Source organism: Megasphaera sueciensis (assembly GCF_050219315.1).
Lineage (GTDB): Bacteria > Bacillota > Negativicutes > Veillonellales > Megasphaeraceae > Megasphaera_A > Megasphaera_A sueciensis.
In genome coordinates, this window is the sequence record NZ_CP116939.1 from 2,859,293 (window position 1) to 2,883,954 (window position 24,662).

Consider the following 24,662-nt stretch of genomic DNA (forward strand, 5'->3'; position numbering starts at 1 on the left):
CAGAAAGGATGGTTTTATGAGTTGTTATATCAATGACAAGACCGGCGCGATGCGTATTACCGTCTATGGTGAGCCATTTGCTCAAGAGCGGCCACGTTTTTCTGTATTTGGTGGACATGTTCATGCTTACGATCCTAAAAAATCAAAAGACTATAAAAATACCATTTGTGCTGAAACAGTACAACTCATGTACATGGCCAAGCAAAAGGGGTATACGTTGCCGTTAGACTGTCCGTTACAGTTTGCCCTATATATTTACCGGAGTATTCCTAAGTCGTTTTCTAAGGCCAAACAGCGGGCAGCACGGGAGCATCGGTTATACCCATCCACTAAACCGGATACCGATAACTATATCAAGGTGGTATTGGATGGTATGGGATTTCAAAAGTCAAAGATATTATTTACTGACGATAGCCGAATTGTGTCTATTCGAGCAGTTAAATTATATGATGATCAACCACGGATAGAGGCTTGGCTGAAACCGGTGGAACAATAGCATTATCATGAAAGGAGATAAAGAATGAAACAGGAGAATATTGCTTCCGTTAAATATTATCTGCAGCATTATCAGGAGATTACAACGTATATTGCCAATGTAAAAGGCGATATTGTTGACTATGAAGCTAAACTTCCGTTGAATGCTGCACCTAAGGTGTCCTCGTTATCTCCTGCACCGTGTGGCAGTAATACCAACGTAAGCCAGGAAGAAAGAATTTTCATAGAAAAAGAAGCTATCCCAGATAAAATTGCTGCGCTTCGTGCAGAACTTGACGAAAAGGAACCCATCATAAATCGGTTAAACAGATCATTGGAAGCATTGACAGAATCAGACCGTATGATTGTTTGCAACAAATATATAAAAGAAATGTCATGGAAAATGACGGCTGCCTGTGTGAATTGCTCAGAAGGGTACTGTCGTAAGCGCAGTGAAAAGGTATTAGAGATATTGGACGAGATGATATTTGGTCCAGGCGATATTCCAGTGCAGATGAATTTGAAGATTTGAATTTGTTGTGGTTTATGATATTATCATATTAAAGAAAAAATCTATTTATATATTTTATAAGAAAAGGTGATAACTGTTTATGGAAATTAGAGATTTGTTGGGAGTTATAGGCATAATAGTTGGTAGTTGTGTTACATACAAATTTCAATTGTCTTTGCAAAGGAAAAAAGATGAAGAGCAGAGTAAGGGAAATGCTATTATGTTACAAATTTTTTTATATCAAATTATTTTAAATTGCGCAACTTTACTAGATAAATATTGTGTGGAGAAAAATCAATATATGGAAAAAATTAAAATAAATGAATTTAGTAAGTTGCCACTAGAAAATAAATTTCCTAATATTGAAGTTAATGATATAAAAGAATTTTTAGGTGGGTTGGATAAAAGTATTTTGGTTCAGACTATAGAATTATTAGTATGTATAAATTCCTTAAGAAAGAATCATGGAAAAAGAAATTTAAATGATTTATCAACTAAAGCTGATGGAGATATAGAGATAACAACATCATCTTATGATTTTAAAAACTATATAAAAGATATGGATCAGATTATGCAAAAAAGTATGAGAATTATAAAAGAAATTACCATTACATATAATACTATTAAATCTTTTAATGATATAGAAAAATATGTAGCTGATATTCATTGCATTATGTCAGGGTTTGTCAAGTTAAGTGTGTAAGTTTTTTTAGGTATCATAAAAGAAGATGCGTTACCAGTGATTGCTGGCTTTAAAATTTCTCGTATTTCAGGATACGAGCTTGCAGCTTATCATCCATAGCCAACTGGTTTCTGACCATCGCCCAGTTCTGGATATGATGCCCTTCCCACTTGGCATAGAGTTCCTTTACCCTGAGATAGAGAACCTTGAAGACAGATTCCTCGCTGGAGAACGAGCCCTTCTTGGTGACTTTTCGGAAGCTGGAATTCACGCTCTCTATCGCATTGGTGGTATACATCACCTTCCTTACGGCACTGCCATAGTTGAATAGTTGCTGGACATGCTGCCAGTTCCGCTTCCATGTTTCTACCGCACCGGGGTACTGGCTCCAGGCCTGCTTGAACCGCTCGAATTCGGCCTCAGCACTCTTCAGGTTCACGGCTCCATAGACCTTCCTGAGCTGGGTCGTGTAGGCCTTGTAATCCTTGGATGGGATGTACTTGATGGAGTTGCGGATCAGATGGACGATGCAGCGCTGCACGACCACCTGGGGGAAGATGGACTTTGCTCCCTCTTCCAAACCGGAGACACCATCCATGCAGATGAATCCGACATCTTCAACGCCACGGGCCTTCAGCTCATCGAATATCTGCATCCAGTTATGTTTGCCCTCCGTCTCGTTCATCCAAAGGCCCAGGACATCCTTCGAGCCATTGATGTCATAGCCGAGGATGACGTAGACAGCGTGGTTCTTGGTCTCATAATCCTTGCGTACAGAGACGTACAGGCAGTCTACGAACAAGAAGGGGTAGAAGGGGTTCAGAGGACGTGTCTGCCAATGCTGGACTTCGTCCATCACTCGGTCTGTGATGTTCGAGATGCTCTCTGCGGACAGCTCGAATCCATAGATGTCATCAATCGTCTTGGCAATATCCCGCTGGCTCATGCCGCGTGCATACATGGCCAGTACCTTGCTCTCGATCCCTGTGACATCCTTGGTGCGTTTGGGGACTACCTGGGGCTCGAAGGTAGATTCGCGGTCCCGTGGGACGCGGATGGGGACCTCGCCGACCGAAGTCTGGATGGTTTTCTCCGTATAGCCATTCCGACGGTTGGAGGTTTCCTTCTTGCTATGATCATTGGAGCTATACCCGAGATGGTTATCTATCTCGCCCTGCAGCATAGCTTCGAAGATAGGACCGAACACGTCCTTCAGCGCTATCTGCATGTCTTCCTGCGTCTTCGGCTGGTATTGTTCCATGATGAGCTTGGCGATTGCCTGGCCTTTCTCACTCGGGTTTCTACGTTTCTTCATCAGTGCTGTACTCAATTCCTTTCAACCTGCTTTCTGATAGTGTACCGCACCTCGACAAAAAAATGAAGTGCGTAAGTTAGTAAATTGGTTACCGGTAACTTACACACTTCATTTTACACTCCCTTATGTCAGGATAGATAAAATATATTTTATTGTGGATAACTTTTTTATTGTAGCAGATTTATAGCAGAATTGTAGCAGGTTTGGACAAGAAATGTGTGGTATAATGACATTATAGAAAAATAGGTGCAGAAGACTAAGACTCCCTACTTGAGTGAAGTTAAATGTTGATAATTAAAAATTTATTTTATAATATATTAGCTAATAAGGAGGAGTAATGATGACAATTTCAGAAAAAATTAATCTTTGTATGGTATGTGATATTTATGAAAAATTAGATATTAAAGGGAGTGTAAAATGAAGTGTGTAAGTTACCGGTAACCAATTTACTAACTTACGCACTTCATTTTTTTGTCGAGGTGCGGTACACTATCAGAAAGCAGGTTGAAAGGAATTGAGTACAGCACTGATGAAGAAACGTAGAAACCCGAGTGAGAAAGGCCAGGCAATCGCCAAGCTCATCATGGAACAATACCAGCCGAAGACGCAGGAAGACATGCAGATAGCGCTGAAGGACGTGTTCGGTCCTATCTTCGAAGCTATGCTGCAGGGCGAGATAGATAACCATCTCGGGTATAGCTCCAATGATCATAGCAAGAAGGAAACCTCCAACCGTCGGAATGGCTATACGGAGAAAACCATCCAGACTTCGGTCGGCGAGGTCCCCATCCGCGTCCCACGGGACCGCGAATCTACCTTCGAGCCCCAGGTAGTCCCCAAACGCACCAAGGATGTCACAGGGATCGAGAGCAAGGTACTGGCCATGTATGCACGCGGCATGAGCCAGCGGGATATTGCCAAGACGATTGATGACATCTATGGATTCGAGCTGTCCGCAGAGAGCATCTCGAACATCACAGACCGAGTGATGGACGAAGTCCAGCATTGGCAGACACGTCCTCTGAACCCCTTCTACCCCTTCTTGTTCGTAGACTGCCTGTACGTCTCTGTACGCAAGGATTATGAGACCAAGAACCACGCTGTCTACGTCATCCTCGGCTATGACATCAATGGCTCGAAGGATGTCCTGGGCCTTTGGATGAACGAGACGGAGGGCAAACATAACTGGATGCAGATATTCGATGAGCTGAAGGCCCGTGGCGTTGAAGATGTCGGATTCATCTGCATGGATGGTGTCTCCGGTTTGGAAGAGGGAGCAAAGTCCATCTTCCCCCAGGTGGTCGTGCAGCGCTGCATCGTCCATCTGATCCGCAACTCCATCAAGTACATCCCATCCAAGGATTACAAGGCCTACACGACCCAGCTCAGGAAGGTCTATGGAGCCGTGAACCTGAAGAGTGCTGAGGCCGAATTCGAGCGGTTCAAGCAGGCCTGGAGCCAGTACCCCGGTGCGGTAGAAACATGGAAGCGGAACTGGCAGCATGTCCAGCAACTATTCAACTATGGCAGTGCCGTAAGGAAGGTGATGTATACCACCAATGCGATAGAGAGCGTGAATTCCAGCTTCCGAAAAGTCACCAAGAAGGGCTCGTTCTCCAGCGAGGAATCTGTCTTCAAGGTTCTCTATCTCAGGGTAAAGGAACTCTATGCCAAGTGGGAAGGGCATCATATCCAGAACTGGGCGATGGTCAGAAACCAGTTGGCTATGGATGATAAGCTGCAAGCTCGTATCCTGAAATACGAGAAATTTTAAAGCCAGCAATCACTGGTAACGCATCTTCTTTTATGATACCTAAAAAAACTTACACACTTAACTTGACAAACCCATATTAAAACTGGATTTGATCCTGTGCTTATTCGACAAGCTATAACAAGTGGTAATACATGGGCGCTTGATGCTGAATACTCATTTTTAAATGAAGAAGAACCTCCAAAAGAACAAGTAGATAAAGTGTGGGATATATTATCCTTATGGAGAAGGATTCAAACATCATTTGAAAAATTGCCTGACGATGATAAAAGAAGAGTGTTAGATAAAACAAATACACAAGAATTATGTTTTGATGGTTTTGATGGAAACAATGAAGGAGAATATTCTATTGCAACGTTTATTGTAGAATATATGCATAGATTTGAAGAGTTAAAAGATAAAGATTTAAATTCTCATTGTACAACTATGGATAAGTATGAAAAAATGTTGACAAAAGCTAGTCGAATACCAAATGAAACATATGATTTATCTGTAGAACAAATTCTTGATATAGTAGAATAGAATTTTTTAGCACTCACTAATCTGGGTGCTTTTTTATTTCAAATTTCAACAACAAGACAATGAGATGGTAGTGAGTATGTTAACAAGGATATGTCTTTATTGCGGCAAGCAATATTCTGAAGGTAGCACTTGTATCTGTAATCATAACCGGCATAAGGAATACGATACATATCGCCGTAATACAATAGGCAAAGTTGTGTATCATTCGAAACTTTGGAAGCCTATCCGTATGCAGGTAAAACAACGGGCCGCCGGTCTGGATGAATATGCGAAAGTAATAGAACATCATATTGTAAAAGGAACGATTGCACATCATATTATTCCCGTGGAAGAGAATCCGCAGCGGGCATTTGATGTGCATAATTTAATTTACGTGAGTGCCCGAACCCACGCGGCCATCCATGCAGCCTATAATAAGTCGGTGCAGGATAAGGTCAAGATGCAGAAAGTATTGCTTGCTATAGCCGGGGGAGTGCAAAAAAGTTTTTAAGTTCGAAAGCCAGACCGCGTATGGCCTATTCTTTTGAAAAAATGCCAGAAATTCAAAATCAAAAAATCAGGGGGTGATAATGATGGCTGCAGGAAGACCGAGAAAAGTAATTGATATTAGTACAGGCAAGATCGGGAAGGCAAAACGGACCGCCCGGAAAGAAAATGAAAAAAAGCTTAAACTTCCACGCGATGCATTGTTACCGCCTCAATGGTTAGATGAAGAAGGCAAGGAAGAATTTATTCGAGTTGTCGATGAATGCGAGAAAATCGACATTCTGGACAACCTTGACCGCAGCATTCTTGCCATTTATGCTAACGCATGGAGCCGGTATACTAAAATCGCTATGCATATTCAAGAGGGTGATTACGGAGAAATCGGCTATCGTGAAAATAAGTATGGCCGGTATGAAACGGTGTCCCCTTATTTGGAAGCCGAAACAAAATATGTTCGCCAGATCATGGACTGTTCTGCAAAATTAGGCATGGCCACGACAGACCGCTTAAAATTAGTCGTACCTGTTAAGCAAGACAAGGCTGTCAATAAATATCTTAAGTATGTGAATGGATAATGGCACAAGATCGAACGACGGCATATGCAAAATTAATTTGTTCAGGGGTACGATTGGCAGGACATAGTGAATATTTGGCGTGTAAGCGGCATCTAAACGACATGGCCAAGAAGAATTTCCCCTATATTTTTGATGTGAGGGAAGCGGAAAAACATATCAATATCGCCAATGAATTAACGATTGGCGAAGGCGATGTTCCGCAGAAGCTCAAAACACGGGGATTTCAAAACTTTATTATTGGCAGCCTGTTTGGCTGGCGAAAAAAACGCAGCCATTTACGACGTTTTCGTGAAGGGTATGTTCAAGTAGGCAGACAGAACGGTAAATCGTTCCTTGCCGGGGAGTTATGTAATGATTTTGCATCGTTTTCTGGATATCAGTATGGACGTATTTTTTGTACGGCAACAAAGCAAGATCAAGCAAACATCGTGTGGGATGAAGTAGATAAATTTATCGAATCAGATGGAGATTTAAAAGAGTTATATAAAATTAAACAGTACGATCATACCATCCTCAGTTTACTGACTGGTACGACAATTAAAGCCATCGGGCGTGATACAAAATCAGCCGATGGCTTTCGTAGTATCTTGGCCGTTATTGATGAATACCACGCCCATCCGACAGATCAGATGTATGCACTCATGCGAGATGGGCAAATTAAAGTGGATAATGCCCTGACACTTGCAATTACAACTGCGGGTTTTGATTTAAATGGTCCTTGTTATGCGCAGTATGAATTTGCAAAGAAGGTTTTAGCAGGTGTAGTCGAAAAAGAATCCTTGTTTGTGTATATTGCGGAAATGGATGAAGATGACGATTGTTGGAATCCCCAGAACTGGGCAAAAGCCAACCCGCTTAACCTATGGACCGATGATCTGACGCTGGATGAAGAAATGTTAGCCCGTATGGCAGAAAAAGCAATTGATGCTAAAGAAAAGCAGGGGGATGATTTAATTAATTTTTTGACGAAATCATTGAATGTCTGGGTGAAATACGCGGGAGGTCAGCTGATTAACTTAGATCATTGGAAAGCATGTGCCAGTGAATTAACTATTGCTGATATGAAAGGACGTTCTTGCTATTTGGGAATTGACCTAAGTTCCGGCGGTGATTTGACCTCGATTGCTTTACTTTTTCCATTAGACGATGAAAAAATTTATCTCTATTCACATAGTTTCATGCCTAAATTGCGACTGCAGGAGCATGAACGGACGGATAAAGCACCGTATCGGGATTGGGTACATCGTAAGTTGTTAACACTAACAACCGGTATGTACGGGATTAAGACGGATTACAAGTTTATTATTGCGCACTTGGCCAAACTTATCCAAGTCTATGATATCGACATTATCGGTGTGGGCTATGACAATCATAATGCGGCTGCTTTTTTATCTGACTTAGGGGAATTATTAGCGTGTGACTTAACGGAAGTAAAGCAGTCGGCACGGGCACTCAATGATTGTACCGTAGATTTTCAGTTATCTGTCAAAGCGCATCAGGTATTGTACGACAAGCGGAACGCATTGTTGACGTGGTCGGTTGTCAATGCGATTGTCGATAAGAACAGTTTTGGAGAAATCAAAGTCGACAAAAAGACGCAGACAGAACGGATTGATACGGTGGATAGTATTTTGGATGCCTGGGATTTGTATTGGTTAGATAAAAATCAAGTCGGACTTACGGCGGAACAGGCAAATGAAATTATGGATCATATCTTGGGAGGAGGTGACAATACTTGAAATGGTTAGATCGTTGGGCATTACGGCATGTGTCGGATATGGCAGATGATTCTGGTGGTAAAACACTTACCCTATCGGATATCAATGCTTTTTTTAATCGACAGACAGATACAGCAAACGGACCGGATATTGGTGAAATTACATATTTTACGTGTTTAAAAAAATTGGCTGAATCTTTAGCTAAGATGCCGATTCACTTAATGGACCAGAATAAAAACCGAATTACGAATCACGAGTCCTATCAATCTCTCAATATACAGCCAAACGCGGTTATGACTCCGGCACAAATGATTACAACTCTCGAATTTTGCCGAAATCATTATGGCAATGGCTACGCCTACATCAATCGAAATTTGGATGGCAGTTTGGAAGGATTATATCCGTTGGATCCACGCTGTGTGACTATTTGGATTAATGAGACTCATTCTTTTACGCAGCGAACCTATTATTATACCTATTTGGATACGTTGACGGGTACTACATTTTGGATAGCTCCGGAAGATATGATTCATGTACGGAGTTGGATTACGGAACGATGGGGACTTGCCGGTAAAAGTGTCCGTGAAATATTAGCCGCTAATATGGCAGGAAATAAAGCCAGTCAGCAATTTTTAAATGACTTGTATCAACGAGGCCTAACGGCAAATTTGGTTGTGAAATATGTAGGAGATTTGAACAGTGCCAGACAAAAAGAAATTACCAAAGATTTAGTCAACTTAGCAGGGCTTAAAACAGATCGTATTATACCGGTCCCTTTTGGATGGGATGTATCGGCATTAGATTTAAAACTGACAGATGCGCAATTCTTTGAAATCAAGAAATTCTCCAGTTTGCAAATTGCCGCTGCCTTTGGGGTAATGCCGAATCATTTAAATCTGTATGAAAACAGCTCGTATAATAACAGTTCCATGCAGAATTTAACATTTTATGTAGATACACTTTTATACAATATTACAGAATATGAACAAGAGCTCAACCGGAAACTGCTGACAATCAAGCAGCAGAAAAAAGGTATGGGCTTTTATTTTAATGTCAATACCATTTTGCGTGGTGATCCGCTGCAGCAAAGCACCATACTGCGGAACTATGTGGCTGGCACTATTATGAAACCGAATGAAGCACGGAGGCTCAATAATATGCCGCCAGATAAAAGCGGAGATGATTTGCTGGTAAACGGGACCTATACAAAATTATCGGATATTGGCGCGGCATACAAAGCGAAAGGGGGTGAGGGAGGAAATGAACAAACTAAAATGCCTGCAGATTAAAAACCAAACGGAAACATCGGCAGATATATATATTTACGGTGATATCGTAGATGACTCGTATTCGGACTGGATAGGGGCCGGTTATATATTCCCTGTAGATGTACGGACACAATTAGAAGCATTATCCGGACGGGATATAAACGTATATGTTAATAGCGATGGCGGCTTTGTCAGCTGCGGGATAGCTATTGCCAATATGATTGCCCGTCATCAGGGAAATGTAACCGCTTATATAGATGGATGGGCGGCAAGTATTGCCAGTGTGATTGTGATGGCTGCTAAAAAAATAGTCATGCCGGAAAATGCGATGTTGATGATCCATCGGCCTATGACCGGGGTAATGGGGAATGTCGATGATATGCAGCGCGGTATTGATGGATTACTGGCAGCGCAGGAAGCCATGTTAACGACATATGGTAATCACCTTAAGGAAGGCGTAAGTATCGATGATATTCGGGCCGATATGGAAGCTGAAACATGGTATACGGCGTCAGAAGCGGCTGAAAAATTCGATATAGAAATAGTATCACCTATTGCGCAGCAAGTAGCATATGCAGGGGATATGACGAAATATTTCAAGAATATGCCGGAAAATGTTAGAAATTTACTGGCTTTTAATCATACAAATGCTAAAAAAATGCAGGAAAAACAGGCGAAAATGGCGGAAATCGCCAAAATTAAGGCTGAAAACGAATTAAAAAGTAAAAAATTTGCTATTTCAATGTCATTACTAAATGGGAGGATGATATAACATGAAAAAGTCTGATGAAATAAAACAACAGATTACGGCACAACGTACCAAGGTAGAAGCGTTACAAGGCAAGGAACAATGGGATGATGCGGCAGCGGAAGCCAAAGTTTTAAATGATCTGATCCGAGATTATAAGACACAGGCAACGTTGGAAGAATCCCAGTTTGAAAATTTTGTGAGTGGTCCGACGAAAGCAATCAATAAGGTAGATAAAGTGAGCGAAAAGAAAATTCGTAATCGGGCATTCAACCATCTGATTTTAGATAATGTGTTTAAATTCGCGCAGCCATCTGATCAGGAAAAGGCATTTATAGATACATTTTCTAAGCAAAAAGTATTAGATGCCGTAGGGACACCGGGACAAGCTGGTGGTACAGATACTAAAGGTGGTTATTTAGTTCCGACAGAACAATTTCAACAGATTTTGGAATTTCGGCGTGCCTATCAGGCGTTAAAACCGTATTGTAATATCGTCTCTGTGACAAGCCGTAAAGGAACCATGCCGACGATTGGACATGAAGATGGAACATTAACTGCCTTTGAAGAATTGAATGCGATTAAGCAGGATGACTTAGACTTTGGACAGATCCAATTTTCAACGGCTGACTATGGCGATATCATTCCGATTGCCCGTGAACTGTTACAAGATATTGATGTGGATTTGATGGGACTTGTTGGCCGCCGGTTTACTCAAAAATCTGTCAATACAGAAAATGCACAAATTGTAGGCATCATTAATGGGCTTACTAAGCATAGTATTAGCGATTATACCGGAATTGCGACAGCCTTGAATAAAGAACTGGATCCGGCTATTTCGGCGAATGCGGTTATTTTTACCAACCAGACCGGGTATGACTACTTGGATAATTTGGTAGATGCCAATAAGCGCCCGCTGCTTACACAATCTCTTGCAGATCCCACACAATATTTATTTAAAGGTCGTAAAGTGGTTGTTCTAAAAGATACGTTGCTTACCAGTGATACCTCGACAGCCGGAACGACTAAAGTACCATTTCTCATTGGTTCTATGGCTGACTTAGTATATTTTTGGGATCGCGTAGGGGTAGAAGTTGCGGTATCCGATCAAGCCGGTTTTACATCGAATGCTATTTTTGTTCGAGCGATTGAACGGTTCGGCGTTACGGCAGTTGATACAGGCGCACTGTATTTCGGACAGTATAGCATTACTTCTAAATAGTAATGAGGTGAGTTACTATGGTCGGATTGCCAGTGACTTTGGCAGAAGCTAAAGTGTATTTACGTATTGATGATGATGTAGAAGACGATATGATAAATGGTTTTATCAATACGGCAGATGTATATCTGCGGGGAGCTGTTGATAACTATGATACTAATTTAGCCAATGATGATTTCAAACAGCTGGCTAAAACGGTATCGTTGGCTATTATTACAGAACTTTATGACAATAGAGGGGCTGCAGAACGATTGGATTATAGCTATACGGTTCGGACGCTGATTGCTCAAATGCAGTACTGGAGTGATGTTAGTGGATGAATCTATTAGAGTACAAGAACTGAATAAACGAGTATCTTTATATAAACCGGTATCCGTTCCTGATGGACAAGGTGGTTTTATAGACGGTGATCCCCTATTAGTACAAACCGTATGGGCTAAACTACTTAAGCCTAAGTTTTGGACTGTGAATGCGCAAAGTGGTCCTGCCTCCGCTATTACGCAAGGGATTATTATTCGGCTTAGGAAAGACATTACCTATGGGTGGAGTGTTAAATATAATGGTATGTTTTATACTATTCTGCACATTGATTATAGCAGTGCTGCTATTTTGACGCTTACCTGTCAGGTGGTGATACATAATGATTAGATTTGTTAAGGCCAATATATCGGATGAGGTGTATAAGGCTATGTCGCAGATTGGTCAATATAACCAGAAAACGCAGGAAGGTATTCGACAAGTTGTTCGGGATAAAACAAATGAGGTATATAAGATATCTGTCCAACTTGCACCGATGAAGACAGGTAATTTAAAAGCCAATATCAAGGAAAGCATTAGTAATTCCGCAGAAGGTACGCAGGGCATTGTGGAATCAAATGATCCGGTGGCTCATTTAATAGAACTGGGGACCAAAGGTTCCGTTGAAATCCCGGTAAAAAAGAAAGCACTGCATCCCGGTGCGGATGGTTGGTTCATGGCCAAGGCGATTATCCCATATCGAGCGGCCAAGCCGTTTATGAAACCTGCCATGGATACGGTCCGGCCTACGATTGAATCGGCTATCAAGGATGTGATTACTAAATGATACAGCATATTCCATTTAATGCCGTACAGTCGGCAGTGTATCAACTGCTGAGCAACGGACAAACGGTGCCTGTATATGACAAAATTCCAACAGGTACAGAAGCGTTTCCATATATTTGGTTAGGCGAATTTCATGATGCCAATATAGACGACAATAAGACAGGTACTATGCATAATGTCAGTCAGCAGATTGATATTTGGTCCCATGCGGGCGGCAAGAAAGAAATTAACGGCATATTGGATGATGTAACAACACTCGTAACGAAATATCAATTATCTTTGCGGGGATATAAACAAATAGGTACTGCGCACATTGCATTATGTCAAGCACTGGGAGAACGGTATGAAGATAAAACCAGTGCCTATCATGGCATATTGCTTATAGAGTATAAACTGGAACAATTAGGAGGTTAATTATGTCTTTAACAGAAAAAAATTTACAGAATTTACCTGCTGCATCACAAAACACAAAAGCAGCAGCGGGTAAAGATACCTTATTATATGTAGCACTTTCGCAAAATCCGTTGACGTGGTTGTTAGTAGGCGGTCAAAAAAATTCAGCCATGAATCAAAAAGCAGATTCGTTGGATGCTACGGATAAATCGTCCGGGAATTGGGCTAAAAAAGTTCCGGGCATGTTATCATGGACGATTGATTACGATGGCCTGTTGATTCAAAACGACGATTCCCTTACTATATTGAATTATTGCTATCGAAATCGTAAGCCTGTATTTATCCGGCAGGAATATCCCGACGGCTCGTATCGGACCGGTTGGGCCAACATTACGGGATATAATGACTCCAATGCCAGTGATGCGATACAGACATTAAAGATGACGTTAGAAGGCTATGGAGCTATTTCAGATATTCAGACTACAGATGCTGCTACGATTGCAACTCCGACACTGTCTGTCGTAAGTAAGGCAACTACGGATAAGACGATTACAGTGACGCCTACAGATTGTACCATCCGTTCGTTGATCGATGAAACAGAACAGCCGCTGATTGCCAATACAGATTACACCTTTGCAGAAGGAGTACTGACGCTAAAAGGAACCTATTTATCAACGTTAGCGGTGGGAACTAAAACCCTAACTGCGAAGTTTGCAGCCGGTTCTATTGCGATTACGATTACGGTAACCGCAGCAGCATAATATTTTTTTAAAATGCATACATAGGCGTGGCTTACACAGTCACGCCTTATTTTTATAGGGGGTTCCCATGAAAAATACCAAAATACTTAAAATTGGCGACAAAAAGCACGAATTATATTTTACGATTGGAGACATGCGTAAAATTGAACGGAAAATTGGCCGCTCTTTAAATTCTATTATTATGCGCGGCCCTGCTGTAGTCGAAAACAGAATGACAATTGATGTTATTATTGCATCTCTGCAATATGGACTGCATGATAAGCCACGCACGGAAGAAGAAATATATGATTTGATTGATTCATATTGTTCACAGGAAGATCAATGTAATATTGATACATTAGGCGGGTTCATTATATTAGCCTATTTTGAAACTGGTTTTTTTATCCCAAAGCACGTGCTGGAGAACAAGGAAAAAGAAATGGCAGAGTTGTTGACAGTATTGAAGAATGGGCAGGGGAAGCCGAAAAAATAGCATTCGGACCGCTGCAGTTGTTACCGGAACAGTTTGACCGTTTATCTATGAAAGAATTTTATCAATTACTGGATGGATATGAGGTGCGTACCAAGGAACGCGATAGTAAACAGGCATATTTTACTACATGGTTGCTAATGGCACAGTGTGGGAAAGACTTTGATTTTGTGCGTGTCTATAAAGGTATGGTGGAAACGATTCATCCTACGCAAACACCGGATGAACAATTGAAACAAGATCAGGCAGAACTTAAAAAGACATTCAATTTATAAGGAAGGAGGGATATCATGTCAACTATTGCAGACTTAATGGTAAAAATCGGGGCGGATTCCAGTGGACTGAATACCGAATTAACTAAATCACAGCAAGCAATCAATCAAACGTTTTCCACTAATCCGATTGATAATTTTGCAAATTCTGTCGAAGGATCCACGAAAAAATTAGACTCCTTCATTTGGAATTTGAAAACAATTACGGCAGTTGCTGCCGGTGGATTTGGTCTTGAAAAATTAGTGGATGAAGCCGTGGATGCCGGTGATGCGCTCTATAATTTAACGAAGCAGTATGGGATTTCCACCAATGAAGCGATTGAACTGAGTCATGTCATGGCTATTACCGGCACGAGTTCGGAAACAGCAGCAAAAGCGGTGATGCGGCTGGATAAGTCCCTGTCGGAAAATTCAACGGAAGGGAAGCGGGCCCAGGCTACCTTACAGGCCTGTGGCGTATCTATTACAGACGCAAACGGCAGATTATTGCCGCTCAATCAGCAGCTAGAACAATTGTCTATTGGATATAATAAAGCGTTGAAAAGCGGGCAGGGACAAGCTTTTCTGATGAATACACTGGGTGCCAGAGGGTTGGCGTTACAGAAAACGTTGATGGATTATAGGGAAGCGGCGGAAGCGGCGGCTAAAGTAAAACCGATTACCTTGGATCCGGAAGAGATGCACCAGATTGACCTTGAATTAAAGACCATGAAGCTGCAGGCGGAGCAGGTAGGCATTGGAGTTAGTGCTGCATTTGCGCCCGTTGTGATGGAAATTCTCCCTAAAATCCTGCCATATTTGCAGGAAGGTGCTGCATGGCTCGATAAAAATAAGCAGGAAGTGGCCGGTTTATCCATTGAATTTGTTAAATTGTTGGCGTATTATAAGGCATTCAAACTGTTACAGTCGGGGATAAATATTGCTAAAGGTGTGGCTGGTACAGTTGGGGCCATGATGAGTCCTACACAACCAGATAAGCCGGAACTCACTAAAACACAGAACCGCCAGATCAATAGTGCCATTAAAGATAGTGATAAAACCTATGCAAAGATGCGTAAGGACGCTATTGCAACGGCAAAGCAGCAGAATCTGTCTGCGGAAGAAACACAGACATTTTTATCACAGAAATTTGCGGAAATAGGGGTAGCAGCCTCTACCGCAGCAGAAAAAATACGTGCGAATATGACGACAGCCTTTATAGCCGTGAATGCAGCTGCCGAAGAAAACGCAGCAGTCATTGATGGTTCGCTTACGCAGACCGGGGTAGCCGCACAAACATCTGCCGGACTGCATGCGGTTGCCAATACAGAAAAAATAGTCAGCAATGAAGGGGTGATTACCAGTAATGCAGCTGTATCTGAATCAACAACTTTGACTGGAGAAGCGGCTGAAAATTCAGCGGTATTACAGGTAGGAGCTAACAAAGAAAAAATTGCTAGTAATGAAGGTGTTATTTCCAGTAATGCATTGGTGGGCGAATCTGCCGAAGTCGAAGGGGCTGAAACGGTAACTGCCAATATCGCGGCTATGGGTGGTATCAATAATACGAAAAATTCTGCCAAAGAATTAGGCGTTGAGCATGAACTTACAGGCAATAAAGCGGTAGAAGCAGGTGTTAAATCTGAACAAGCCGTGTCACGCCTTCCGAGTGCCATAAGTAAAGTAACAACAGCGTTATCTCTGATGGCTGGCGGCTGGATGGGTGTTGCGGCGGCAGCGTTATACGCGGCCTATTGTGCCTATCAGTATTTTCACGCCAAAGAAAAAGAAATAGAAAATAAAACGTATGTATTGGATGGTACAACGTATCTCGAAAAAAATGGCCAGTTTTACAAACAACCTACGAATAACGTTCCGAATGCAAATGAAAGTGTGGTAGAAGATCCGACCGGATCCGGTGTAAGTGCAGCTGGGGATGATTCAGAAACATTAGAAACAGATCCAGATCAAAATGCAGGGTTGCAGAATCTATGGTGGGCACGTCATAAAAATGATCCTGATTACCAAAAAGAGTTAGCGGAACAAAAGATAAAAGACGCGGAAGCGGCTGCCGGGAATATAGATGTGGGCGATCTTGGTAATTTAGGAACTGGTTCTGGTAAAAGTACCCATGAAAAAACACCAAAAGCTGGGACAGATTCATCTACATGGTCAGATGCCTACCGTTTGGCAGTAGAAATAGCTAGACGCGGGGTTGATCCTATGACATCGTATGTGTTAGGCGGCATTGCCCCGTCTGAATCAGGCGGCGCGAACGGAACTCTTGAAAACCTTGATGTTAGCGATACTCCGGGCGATGGAGGTTCGGAAGGTGCCTTCCAATGGCGGCTTGATAGACTGGACCATTTACGTAACACAGAAGGTTCAACTGCTTTTACATTGGCAGGAAATGCAGATTTTACGGCCCAAGAATTATTAAATCCAGATGCATCAGCAGGTGGGTATGAACATTACCATTCCTACGCTAATATTCTGAGTGGGTTACAAGCCATGGGCAGCAATATCGATATGGATACAGCCTATAATTTGGTGGAAGATAACTATATTCGTTCTGGCAGGAACAGTAATCCGGAAGATGCCCAGCGACGGTATGGAAATTTTGTAAATTGGACACAAACTCATTCCTATACGGATTTTTTGGCGGATGTGAATAAATCAGATAAAACAGAATCGGGTATTGATAAACAATTAGAAAAGCACCGGCAGGAAATAATGCAAGCTAATAAAGACTTAAAAACTACTACCAATGAGTTAGAACAGACTGTTGCAACTGATACCGGTACTGCTTATGAAGCAGGCATAGCAAAAGTTTTTGCATCTGTAAAAAAATATCAGGATACGCTTGATAAAATCAAGAATGTGGATAGCAGTATTGATATTTCCAAACCGCAGAAATTGCTTGACCAATATAAAATATCTGAGATTGACAAAGTTACCCAGCAGTGGCGGCAATCATGGATGAAGCTCAAGGATGATCTTGCTAAAATCTATGCAGGGATACATGGAAATTATGAAGATTTGGCGGTGGCTGATTATAATTTAGCTGTATTTGAACTGGATAAAGAACGTAAGGAACGGATCAAGGCAGTGCAGCAGACTAAGGATGATGTACAGGCCAAACTTGCTATTGATAACTGGTATGCTGCCAGTTTGTCAGCTCTTCAGAAAAAAGAAAAAGACGCACAAATGGAAAGCTACGGGAAAAATGTCAATGCTGCTATTGATAATGACGATTTTTCACGACTGCAAGAACTCATGAAAGACACGGATTCTTATAATACCACGAAACAATGGGCTGCTAATAAAACCGCACTGAAGGAATATTATGATCTGTGGGATAAAAGTAATTTAAATATGACGGCACAGATGGCATCTGTAGCACAATCCTTTGATAATGGCCTGGAAGGAGTTTTTACTGGTCTGGGTTCCAATATTAACAGTGTAGATGATTTGCTACAGAGTTTTGGCAACTTAATTTTAACTACCATTGAAAAGATCGTGGCAGAAATGGCAGCTGCCAGAGTAACAGAATCTATTTTTGGGAAATATTTGACAGGAGGTACCTCTTCGAGTGTGTTAGGGACGGTGCTAAATGGAGTAGCGCCGTATGCAATAGGAGGCATCCGTAGTTCGGGTTCCAATAGTTTGTCCGGCTTGGGTTCTATTTTGGACAGTATCGGAATATCTGTACCCGCTTTTGCTAATGGGGGAGTTATTACAGCTCCTACGCTTTCCATGGTAGGCGAAGGGAAAGACAAGGAAGCTATTTTGCCGCTCAATACGAATACGCTTTCTGGTATTGCCAACGGCATCAGTAAAAATATGAACAGCCGCGGTAGTGCACCGCAGGTCAACATTACGAATAATAGCGGGGCCGATGTCAAAGTGGATTCCGTCACACAGGATGAATATGGAGAATATCAGTTTAATATCAACATAGATAAAATTCTGACGAATCATGGCGGTTCCTTATCCGCGCTAAAAGCGGCAATGGGGGTGAAATAATGTATACGTTCCCAAACACATTACCGGAACCCGTAGTTCCTTATGCGAGTGATTCCGGCGATACCTATAGTTATAAAATGACGGACAGCACCATCTCTACCACAACAGATGCCAATTATAAAGTAACACGGCCACGGACAACGAAAGTTATTCACACGTTTGTTTATACGTGGACGCGTTTGTCCGATGCAGATTTTCAGACGTTAAATAGTTTTTGGGAATCAGTACGAACATCTGCTTCATTCAACTTTACGAATTATAGTGACGGAAAGACATATGTAATGCGATTTATCGGAGAATTTAATTTTAAGTTAGATCCACCAAACGGTTGGTATGGAACGCTAACATTTGAGGAGGTATAACATGTTAAACTGGCCTTTACTTGCCATACTCGAAAAGAATAAATTAGCGAGTGATGCGCCATTTTTAGCACTCGTTAAAGTAACGTATAAGGAATTGGACGAACCTATCTACTTAGCCCGCAATACAGAAGATGTGACGTGGAACGCAAAGATATGGACTCGATATCCTTTGAATATTGGAATGGCAACAGTGGATGGGCAGGAAGAACCAAGCTTGCAGATCACTATCAGCAACTGTGAAGGGCTGCTCCAGAAATATATCCAAAAAAACAAAGGGTTTGGCGGTGCAGAAGTCACTATTTATATTGTCCATGCTAACTATCTGGATACGACTACTCCACTGGATGAGTTTGATTTTATCGTTGACAATACATCGTATGATGAACAGTGGATCACATTCAAGCTTACTTCTTCGCCGGAAATCAAGAACCGATTTCCCTTTGCCACGTATGCGGCACAATATTGTCCGTACAAGTTTAAGTCTGTCCGGTGCGGATATAATGGATCGGGGACAAGCTGCAACAATACGGCAGGCTCGTGTTTGATTCCAGCTCGGTTTGGCGGGGAAGAAGGGATGAATAGTGTTTAAATATGATGACTTAGTAGGACTGCCGTTTAGGAATGGTGGCAGAGATGGGCACGGGTATGATTGCTGGGGTCTCGCAGTAGAACTGTTCCGGCGGCAAGGAATTGTATTAAAAGATTATGTCTGCAGCAGTGAAGCAACGCAGGACGTAGCTTGTTATATGGCAGATGGTCGGCAGGAATGGAAAAAATTAGATCATTCGATATCAGGCTGTCTGGTGGTGATCCGGCTATTGGATACCGGATGGGCGAACCATTGCGGGATATATATAGGGAACGGAAAATTTATCCACGCATATAGCGAACAGACCGGCGTCGTAATTGATCGCATCAAACGATGGGGACCGCGGATTGTTGGATATTATTGGCCTACGGAGGCAGCGTATGAAACGTGAATTAATGGTGATTTCGCAAAAGACCATACAAATAATGGAGATAAAAAATCCATTTGAACCAAAAAACAGAACAATCCGTACGGTACCTGTTACCAATGGTACCGTTTTTTCGTATTTAGATCCAACGGGTAAAATAGTTTATTACAATGGCTACTTAGTTCCTAATCCGGAAAATTTTTATCCGCAAGGCGGCGGTCAGCTTATCGTAACTCCACATATGGGAAAAGGAGTAATGCAAGTCCTCGGCTGGGCGGCAATGATTGCGCTGACGGTATATGCCGGTGGAATTGGGGCAACATGGTTTGGTGGTACAAAAGCCTTTGGAGCGGTATTGTTGCGGACCTTAGCTGCCGGTGCTGTTATTACGTTAGGCGGAAGGGTTATAAACAGTATATGCCATATTGATCAAACCAATGAAAGCAGCGAAACAAATTATGGTTGGAATTTACCGGAAGTACAGACAACGGAAGGTGGGGTAATTGGAGAAACATTCGGCGAAGTTATGCCAACCCCGCAGTTATTGGAAGAACATGTAGAAACCAACAACAGTGATGATGAAGACAGTAATGTTCAGTATTTGGATTTACTCCTGTGTGGTGGCTGGGGACCGGTAGATAAAATAACTGATTTACGGATTGGGACGACTGGATTAGAAGATGGCAGTTTTGATGATGTGCAAATCGAAACAAGACTGGGAACGAATGATCAAAAACCAATTTCTTTTTTTCCGGATTCTGTATTGGACCAAAGTGTGGGAATGCAAATTGTTAATGGTAAATCTGTTGTCAGGACAACAGAAACCAGTAAGGCGCAACGGTTGGATGTAACGATAGAATTTCCAAGCGGTATATATTATGTTAATTCTGATGGGAATTATGGCAAACAAAAAGTCAATTTCCGTATCGAATATCGAAAGACGGGAGATACGGACTGGATTAACCCGGTTGTAAATAATAATTATGTTGCCAACACGTATCAACTGGAAAAAGGTACGAATTCGGCTATCTATCGGACCTATACCATTGCACAAAATCTTACAGCCGGACAATATGATGTGCGGGTGACTGGAGAAAATTTACCAACGGGGACACGGTATTGTACCTACATGCAGTGGAATACGTTATCGTCTTTTATTTATGACGGGGCTAAGACACATCCCGGTAAAGTCCTTGTTGCCCTGCGAATTAAGGCAACAAACCAATTGTCGGGCAGTCTGCCGAATGTAAACTGGCGGCAATGGCGTAATACGGTATATGTATGGAATCCGAATACGTCTGCTTATGAAGCAAAGAGTGCACGAAATCCAATATGGGCAGCCTACGCAATACTTCATAAATGTAAATTATTAGAAAATATCAATACGGGACAATTCGAGTACGTGGTAGAAGGGAGCGATAAGAAAAATTTCACCCAATATTATGATCAATGGGTAGAAGCAGCCGCGTATGCAGACGACCAGATTGACAACAACAACGGCGGCACGGAAGCACGATTTGAGTTCGACGCGTTTTATAATACGGCAATTACTACATGGACAGCAGCACAAAAAGCCGCTGCCGTTGGCCATGCTGCTATCATTCGACATGGTACCCAATATGGGATAACCGTGGATAAGCCGGGAACGATTTGCCAGATATTTGGAGAAGGACAGACGACCGTATCCAGTGTGAAAGGAAGTTTTGCATTGGTATCGGACAGAGCAAAAGCAGTTGAGCTTATCTACAACGATGCAGATAATGACTTCAAGAATACACCTATGAAGATTTATTCGCCTACCTATGCCAACGACTTAACCGTGCAGGATAATACTCCGCAAGTTACGTTGTTTGGCGTGAAACGGCGGTCACAGGCACATAGGGAAGGCTGCTATTATCTGGCTACGAATGAACGGCAAGTACAGTCCATCAGTTTTGGTGTTGATATTGCGGGTATTGTATGCCAGTATGGGGATATCATCGGGTATAACCATGCCGTATCGCAATTAGGAATGGCAAGCGGCAGAATTGTATCTGCCAGTGGGAACACGGTTATACTTGATAAAGAAGTAGAATTATCGGCGGATACGACCTATATGATTCTGATCAGTTTGTCGGTCAGCGATACTATTGTGAAAGTGGAAACGGTGCCGATATCTGTAGATACAACGACCAATACACTTACCGTAACGACTGCCTTTGACAGTGCAAAAATGCCAGTACAATATGATCCATATGCTTTTGGATTAGTGGATAAAGCCGTAAAACCATTCCGTATTATTAAAACAGAACGGGACGGTGACAACCGGGTGACACTTACTGTTGCAGAATACGATGAAGCAGTTTATGCCATAGATTATAGTAAATATCCTGTTATTGATTATACAAACCCTACGGCGTTTAAACCGCCAACAGAGGTAAAGCTGACAGAATATAATTATTGTATGGCTGATGGTACGAAACATCATGTTTTGCGTGCTGCCTGGAATATAGTGCAAGGACAACGAACAGATAAATTTTATGTATATTATTCTGATGACGGAGTAACTTGGAAATCGTGGGGTTCTACGGAAAGCATGACGGCTGAAATAACCGATGTCAATCCACCGGGAACCTATTATGTAAAAGTCTGCGCTTCCTTGGGTGGCATCAACTCTGCATTTACGACAGCAAATATTGCTATGACGGGATGGGATTCGCCACCGAATGATGTAGTGGGATTGACGGCTTCTTCGATTGTATCCAATAGAACGCAAGTTAAACTTGACTGGAAAGCGAACACCGATGTTGACCTCAAAGGATACCGAGTGTATGTCAATGGGGTACTGATAAGTAATATTTTGACGGATACAACCTATACGTATACCGCATTTAAGTCTGGGACATATACGTTTGCCGTTGTTGCCGTAGATAACAGTGACAATGAATCGGCCAACCAGATAACTGTGACGGAAATAATCACTTGTGAACCGGCAGATGTAACCGATTTTACGGTGCAGCAGCGTGATGCGGACCGGTCTATGGCGGTGTTTGACTGGTCTGCTAATACAGAAGTGGATTTATCATACTATGAAATCCGTATGGGGGATTCATGGGATGAGGGTATCGTCATTATCACAAAAACCAAAGCGACCACGACACAGTATACAGTACCGGCTTCGGGTAGTTACACGTTCTGGATCAAAGCGGTTAATGCAGAAGGATTTTATAGTATCAATCCGGTGAAATTGATAGAACAGGTTACGCTGGAACCGGCAGCAGTAACTAATTTAGCTATGGAACAGTCCGTACAGGATAAATCTAAAGCCGTATTGTCATGGACGGCTCCGAGTGGTAATGATATTGCCTATTATGCTGTAAAGTATGGCAATTCATGGGATGTCGGGATACTTGTAGCTAAAACAAAAGAAATTAAACTTACCGTAGCCCTTCCCGGAAATGGTACATGGCATTACATGGTGCAGACAGTTACAGTGGCGGGATATGTTAGCTCGGTTGCCGGTATTGATTTTGTGGCATTCATACAACCTTTAGATGTGGAAAATTTTAAGGCTGTACAATCAAAAATGGATCGGACGAAAATAACCTTGTCGTGGGATGCCCCCCAAGAAATTGATGTGGCATATTATATGATAAAGGAAGGGGTAAACTGGGATACTGCAATCGTGGTATCACCCCGAATTTCCGGTACGCTATATGAGGTGATTGTAAAAGATGAAAATACACATACATGGTTGATCAAAGCTGTTACGATTGCGGGTAATGAAAGCCAGTATGCTGCGTCTGTCATCGGTGTCTATGATTTGCGACCTAATATCGTACCTAGTGTGCAAGCGGCACAAGATAATAGTAACCGGGCAGTATTGGACATTAATTGGGGAGAAGTTACGGATGGTGATTTATTAGGATATCAGGTGAAGATTGGTGATAACTGGGATTCCGGTGAACCTTTGCCATTTACCCGAGAATTATATACGACGTATCATCTTACCCAGTCCGGTACCTCAAAAGTTATGATAAAGGCCATGAATGCCGCCGGGTATTACTCCGATGAAACATCGATTGCAGTAACCGTACAGGTGGAACCATCCGATATAACAAGGTTGGTAGCATATCAGAACGGGGATGCGGTGGAACTGTATTGGGATAAATCAGAAGATGCTGATGTTATGGGGTATGAAATTCGGGAAGGATATTCTTTTGAACAAGGCAGTTTAGTTACGACTGGGGTGACTAATACCAACTATACGGTAACTATTGATACAGAACGGTTGTACCGGTATTTTGTAAAAGCCATCAATAATAGTGGCCATTATAGTAAAAATGCAGCCAGTGTATCACTCACAGTAGAAAATTTATCACCCCGAAATATAATTAAAACCTACGATGAAATAAAATTAGCAAATGGTTCTCATGAAAATACGGAGTTTGGTGAGTCGTTGATCAACTTCCAAACGATAGGTGGAAAGTGGTCCGATTATCCGACAACTAAATTTTCTGAAGTTGGTGGCAGCGTTGTACTCAAACTGATGAAGGATGCTGATGGTACATATTATCCGCAGGGGATATATACGTCTGCTGTCATTGATCTTGGTTCTATCGTTACTGCCAATATCATTACGTTGTTTACTTCTTCAGTTATGTTAAAAGGTGGCAGTGCAGTGTTGCAGATACGGACATCACAGGATGGAACAGCGTGGTTAAATTGGGAAGGTTTTAAACCTATTCAACATACATTCCAGTATGTTCAGTTCCAAGTCCTTTTAGCAACAACGGATACAGCTAAAACGCCGGAAGTAAATCAATTTACCGTTTCTATTGATGTGCCGGATACCGATATCGCATTGACAGCGACAATCCCAAAAGGTGGCACAACGGTATTATATGGCCATACGTATTATACGGTTCCGGCAGTTGTACCTGCGGCACTGGGGGAAAATCTTCACGCAGAACTTATCAGTAAAACAGTACGTTATTGCGTCATAAAAATAAAAGATGCATCTAATACGGATGTGGGTGGTTCTGCCGATATTCGTATAAAAGGATATTAACGCCGAGAGGCGTTTTTTATTG

General features: G+C 42.0%; 24 protein-coding genes. 23 read left to right on the top strand and 1 reads right to left on the bottom strand.

Features of this window, described 5'->3' with window-relative positions:
- Nucleotides 1–16: 16 nt before the first annotated feature.
- From NXG62_RS13805 to NXG62_RS13815, 3 genes are all read left to right on the top strand, one after another.
- Entirely contained in the window at nucleotides 17–496 is a 480-nt protein-coding gene (locus NXG62_RS13805) for a RusA family crossover junction endodeoxyribonuclease (protein WP_427112982.1), read from the top strand.
- 24 nt (nucleotides 497–520) lie between these two features.
- The gene (locus NXG62_RS13810) at nucleotides 521–1,006 is read left to right on the top strand and encodes an RNA polymerase subunit sigma-70 (protein ID WP_427112983.1); all 486 of its coding nucleotides are present in this window, start codon (nucleotides 521–523) and stop codon (nucleotides 1,004–1,006) included.
- 79 nt (nucleotides 1,007–1,085) lie between these two features.
- Complete coding sequence (locus tag NXG62_RS13815) at nucleotides 1,086–1,688, top strand: hypothetical protein (RefSeq protein WP_427112984.1); 603 nt, start codon at nucleotides 1,086–1,088, stop codon at nucleotides 1,686–1,688.
- Nucleotides 1,689–1,737: 49 nt separating this feature from the next.
- On the opposite strand, the gene NXG62_RS13820 is transcribed toward NXG62_RS13815, so the two are convergent.
- A complete protein-coding gene (locus NXG62_RS13820) occupies nucleotides 1,738–2,982 on the bottom strand; it encodes an IS256 family transposase (protein ID WP_083615847.1) in 1,245 nt (414 codons plus the stop codon).
- A gap of 529 nt (nucleotides 2,983–3,511) precedes the next feature.
- On the opposite strand from NXG62_RS13820, the gene NXG62_RS13825 reads away from it, so the two are divergent.
- The 20 genes from NXG62_RS13825 (at nucleotide 3,512) to NXG62_RS13920 (ending at nucleotide 24,640) form a co-directional block, all read left to right on the top strand.
- A complete protein-coding gene (locus tag NXG62_RS13825; protein WP_083615847.1) occupies nucleotides 3,512–4,756 on the top strand; it encodes an IS256 family transposase in 1,245 nt (414 codons plus the stop codon).
- A gap of 96 nt (nucleotides 4,757–4,852) precedes the next feature.
- Complete coding sequence (locus NXG62_RS13830) at nucleotides 4,853–5,275, top strand: YfbU family protein (protein ID WP_427112985.1); 423 nt, start codon at nucleotides 4,853–4,855, stop codon at nucleotides 5,273–5,275.
- Between the two features lie 76 nt (nucleotides 5,276–5,351).
- A complete protein-coding gene (locus tag NXG62_RS13835; protein WP_427112986.1) occupies nucleotides 5,352–5,765 on the top strand; it encodes a hypothetical protein in 414 nt (137 codons plus the stop codon).
- Nucleotides 5,766–5,844: 79 nt separating this feature from the next.
- Nucleotides 5,845–6,336, top strand: a complete 492-nt coding sequence (locus tag NXG62_RS13840) for a phage terminase small subunit P27 family (RefSeq protein ID WP_427112987.1) — start codon at nucleotides 5,845–5,847, stop codon at nucleotides 6,334–6,336.
- Entirely contained in the window at nucleotides 6,336–8,075 is a 1,740-nt protein-coding gene (locus tag NXG62_RS13845; RefSeq protein ID WP_427112988.1) for a terminase large subunit, read from the top strand. Before NXG62_RS13840 ends, NXG62_RS13845 begins: the two co-directional genes overlap by 1 nt.
- Nucleotides 8,072–9,343 carry a phage portal protein gene (locus tag NXG62_RS13850; RefSeq protein ID WP_427112989.1) on the top strand — a complete coding sequence of 424 codons (1,272 nt, stop codon included), beginning with the start codon at nucleotides 8,072–8,074 and terminating at the stop codon, nucleotides 9,341–9,343. Before NXG62_RS13845 ends, NXG62_RS13850 begins: the two co-directional genes overlap by 4 nt.
- Nucleotides 9,315–10,094, top strand: coding sequence for a head maturation protease, ClpP-related (locus NXG62_RS13855; protein WP_427112990.1), 780 nt, complete (start codon nucleotides 9,315–9,317; stop codon nucleotides 10,092–10,094). The genes NXG62_RS13850 and NXG62_RS13855 overlap by 29 nt, the downstream gene beginning before the upstream one ends.
- A 1-nt stretch (nucleotide 10,095) precedes the next feature.
- Nucleotides 10,096–11,292: a phage major capsid protein gene (locus NXG62_RS13860; RefSeq protein WP_427112991.1), complete on the top strand. Its 1,197-nt coding sequence runs from the start codon at nucleotides 10,096–10,098 to the stop codon at nucleotides 11,290–11,292.
- Between the two features lie 17 nt (nucleotides 11,293–11,309).
- Nucleotides 11,310–11,609: a head-tail connector protein gene (locus tag NXG62_RS13865; RefSeq protein ID WP_427112992.1), complete on the top strand. Its 300-nt coding sequence runs from the start codon at nucleotides 11,310–11,312 to the stop codon at nucleotides 11,607–11,609.
- Nucleotides 11,602–11,937, top strand: a complete 336-nt coding sequence (locus NXG62_RS13870) for a head-tail adaptor protein (RefSeq protein WP_427112993.1) — start codon at nucleotides 11,602–11,604, stop codon at nucleotides 11,935–11,937. The genes NXG62_RS13865 and NXG62_RS13870 overlap by 8 nt, the downstream gene beginning before the upstream one ends.
- Nucleotides 11,930–12,373 carry a hypothetical protein gene (locus NXG62_RS13875; protein ID WP_427112994.1) on the top strand — a complete coding sequence of 148 codons (444 nt, stop codon included), beginning with the start codon at nucleotides 11,930–11,932 and terminating at the stop codon, nucleotides 12,371–12,373. The genes NXG62_RS13870 and NXG62_RS13875 overlap by 8 nt, the downstream gene beginning before the upstream one ends.
- Nucleotides 12,370–12,786, top strand: a complete 417-nt coding sequence (gp17, locus tag NXG62_RS13880; protein ID WP_427112995.1) for a tail completion protein gp17 — start codon at nucleotides 12,370–12,372, stop codon at nucleotides 12,784–12,786. Before NXG62_RS13875 ends, gp17 begins: the two co-directional genes overlap by 4 nt.
- 2 nt (nucleotides 12,787–12,788) lie before the next feature.
- Nucleotides 12,789–13,526: a phage tail tube protein gene (locus tag NXG62_RS13885; RefSeq protein WP_427112996.1), complete on the top strand. Its 738-nt coding sequence runs from the start codon at nucleotides 12,789–12,791 to the stop codon at nucleotides 13,524–13,526.
- A gap of 67 nt (nucleotides 13,527–13,593) precedes the next feature.
- Nucleotides 13,594–13,998, top strand: a complete 405-nt coding sequence (locus tag NXG62_RS13890; protein WP_427112997.1) for a DUF6096 family protein — start codon at nucleotides 13,594–13,596, stop codon at nucleotides 13,996–13,998.
- A gap of 17 nt (nucleotides 13,999–14,015) precedes the next feature.
- Nucleotides 14,016–14,270, top strand: a complete 255-nt coding sequence (locus NXG62_RS13895) for a hypothetical protein (protein ID WP_427112998.1) — start codon at nucleotides 14,016–14,018, stop codon at nucleotides 14,268–14,270.
- A 15-nt stretch (nucleotides 14,271–14,285) separates the two neighbouring features.
- Entirely contained in the window at nucleotides 14,286–18,272 is a 3,987-nt protein-coding gene (locus NXG62_RS13900; protein ID WP_427112999.1) for a hypothetical protein, read from the top strand.
- The gene (locus NXG62_RS13905) at nucleotides 18,272–18,634 is read left to right on the top strand and encodes a hypothetical protein (protein ID WP_427113000.1); all 363 of its coding nucleotides are present in this window, start codon (nucleotides 18,272–18,274) and stop codon (nucleotides 18,632–18,634) included. Before NXG62_RS13900 ends, NXG62_RS13905 begins: the two co-directional genes overlap by 1 nt.
- 1 nt (nucleotide 18,635) lies before the next feature.
- Nucleotides 18,636–19,223, top strand: a complete 588-nt coding sequence (locus tag NXG62_RS13910; RefSeq protein ID WP_427113001.1) for a DUF1833 family protein — start codon at nucleotides 18,636–18,638, stop codon at nucleotides 19,221–19,223.
- Nucleotides 19,216–19,614, top strand: a complete 399-nt coding sequence (locus tag NXG62_RS13915; RefSeq protein WP_427113002.1) for a C40 family peptidase — start codon at nucleotides 19,216–19,218, stop codon at nucleotides 19,612–19,614. Before NXG62_RS13910 ends, NXG62_RS13915 begins: the two co-directional genes overlap by 8 nt.
- Nucleotides 19,604–24,640, top strand: a complete 5,037-nt coding sequence (locus NXG62_RS13920; RefSeq protein ID WP_427113003.1) for a host specificity factor TipJ family phage tail protein — start codon at nucleotides 19,604–19,606, stop codon at nucleotides 24,638–24,640. The genes NXG62_RS13915 and NXG62_RS13920 overlap by 11 nt, the downstream gene beginning before the upstream one ends.
- The last annotated feature ends 22 nt before the right edge of the window (nucleotides 24,641–24,662 follow it).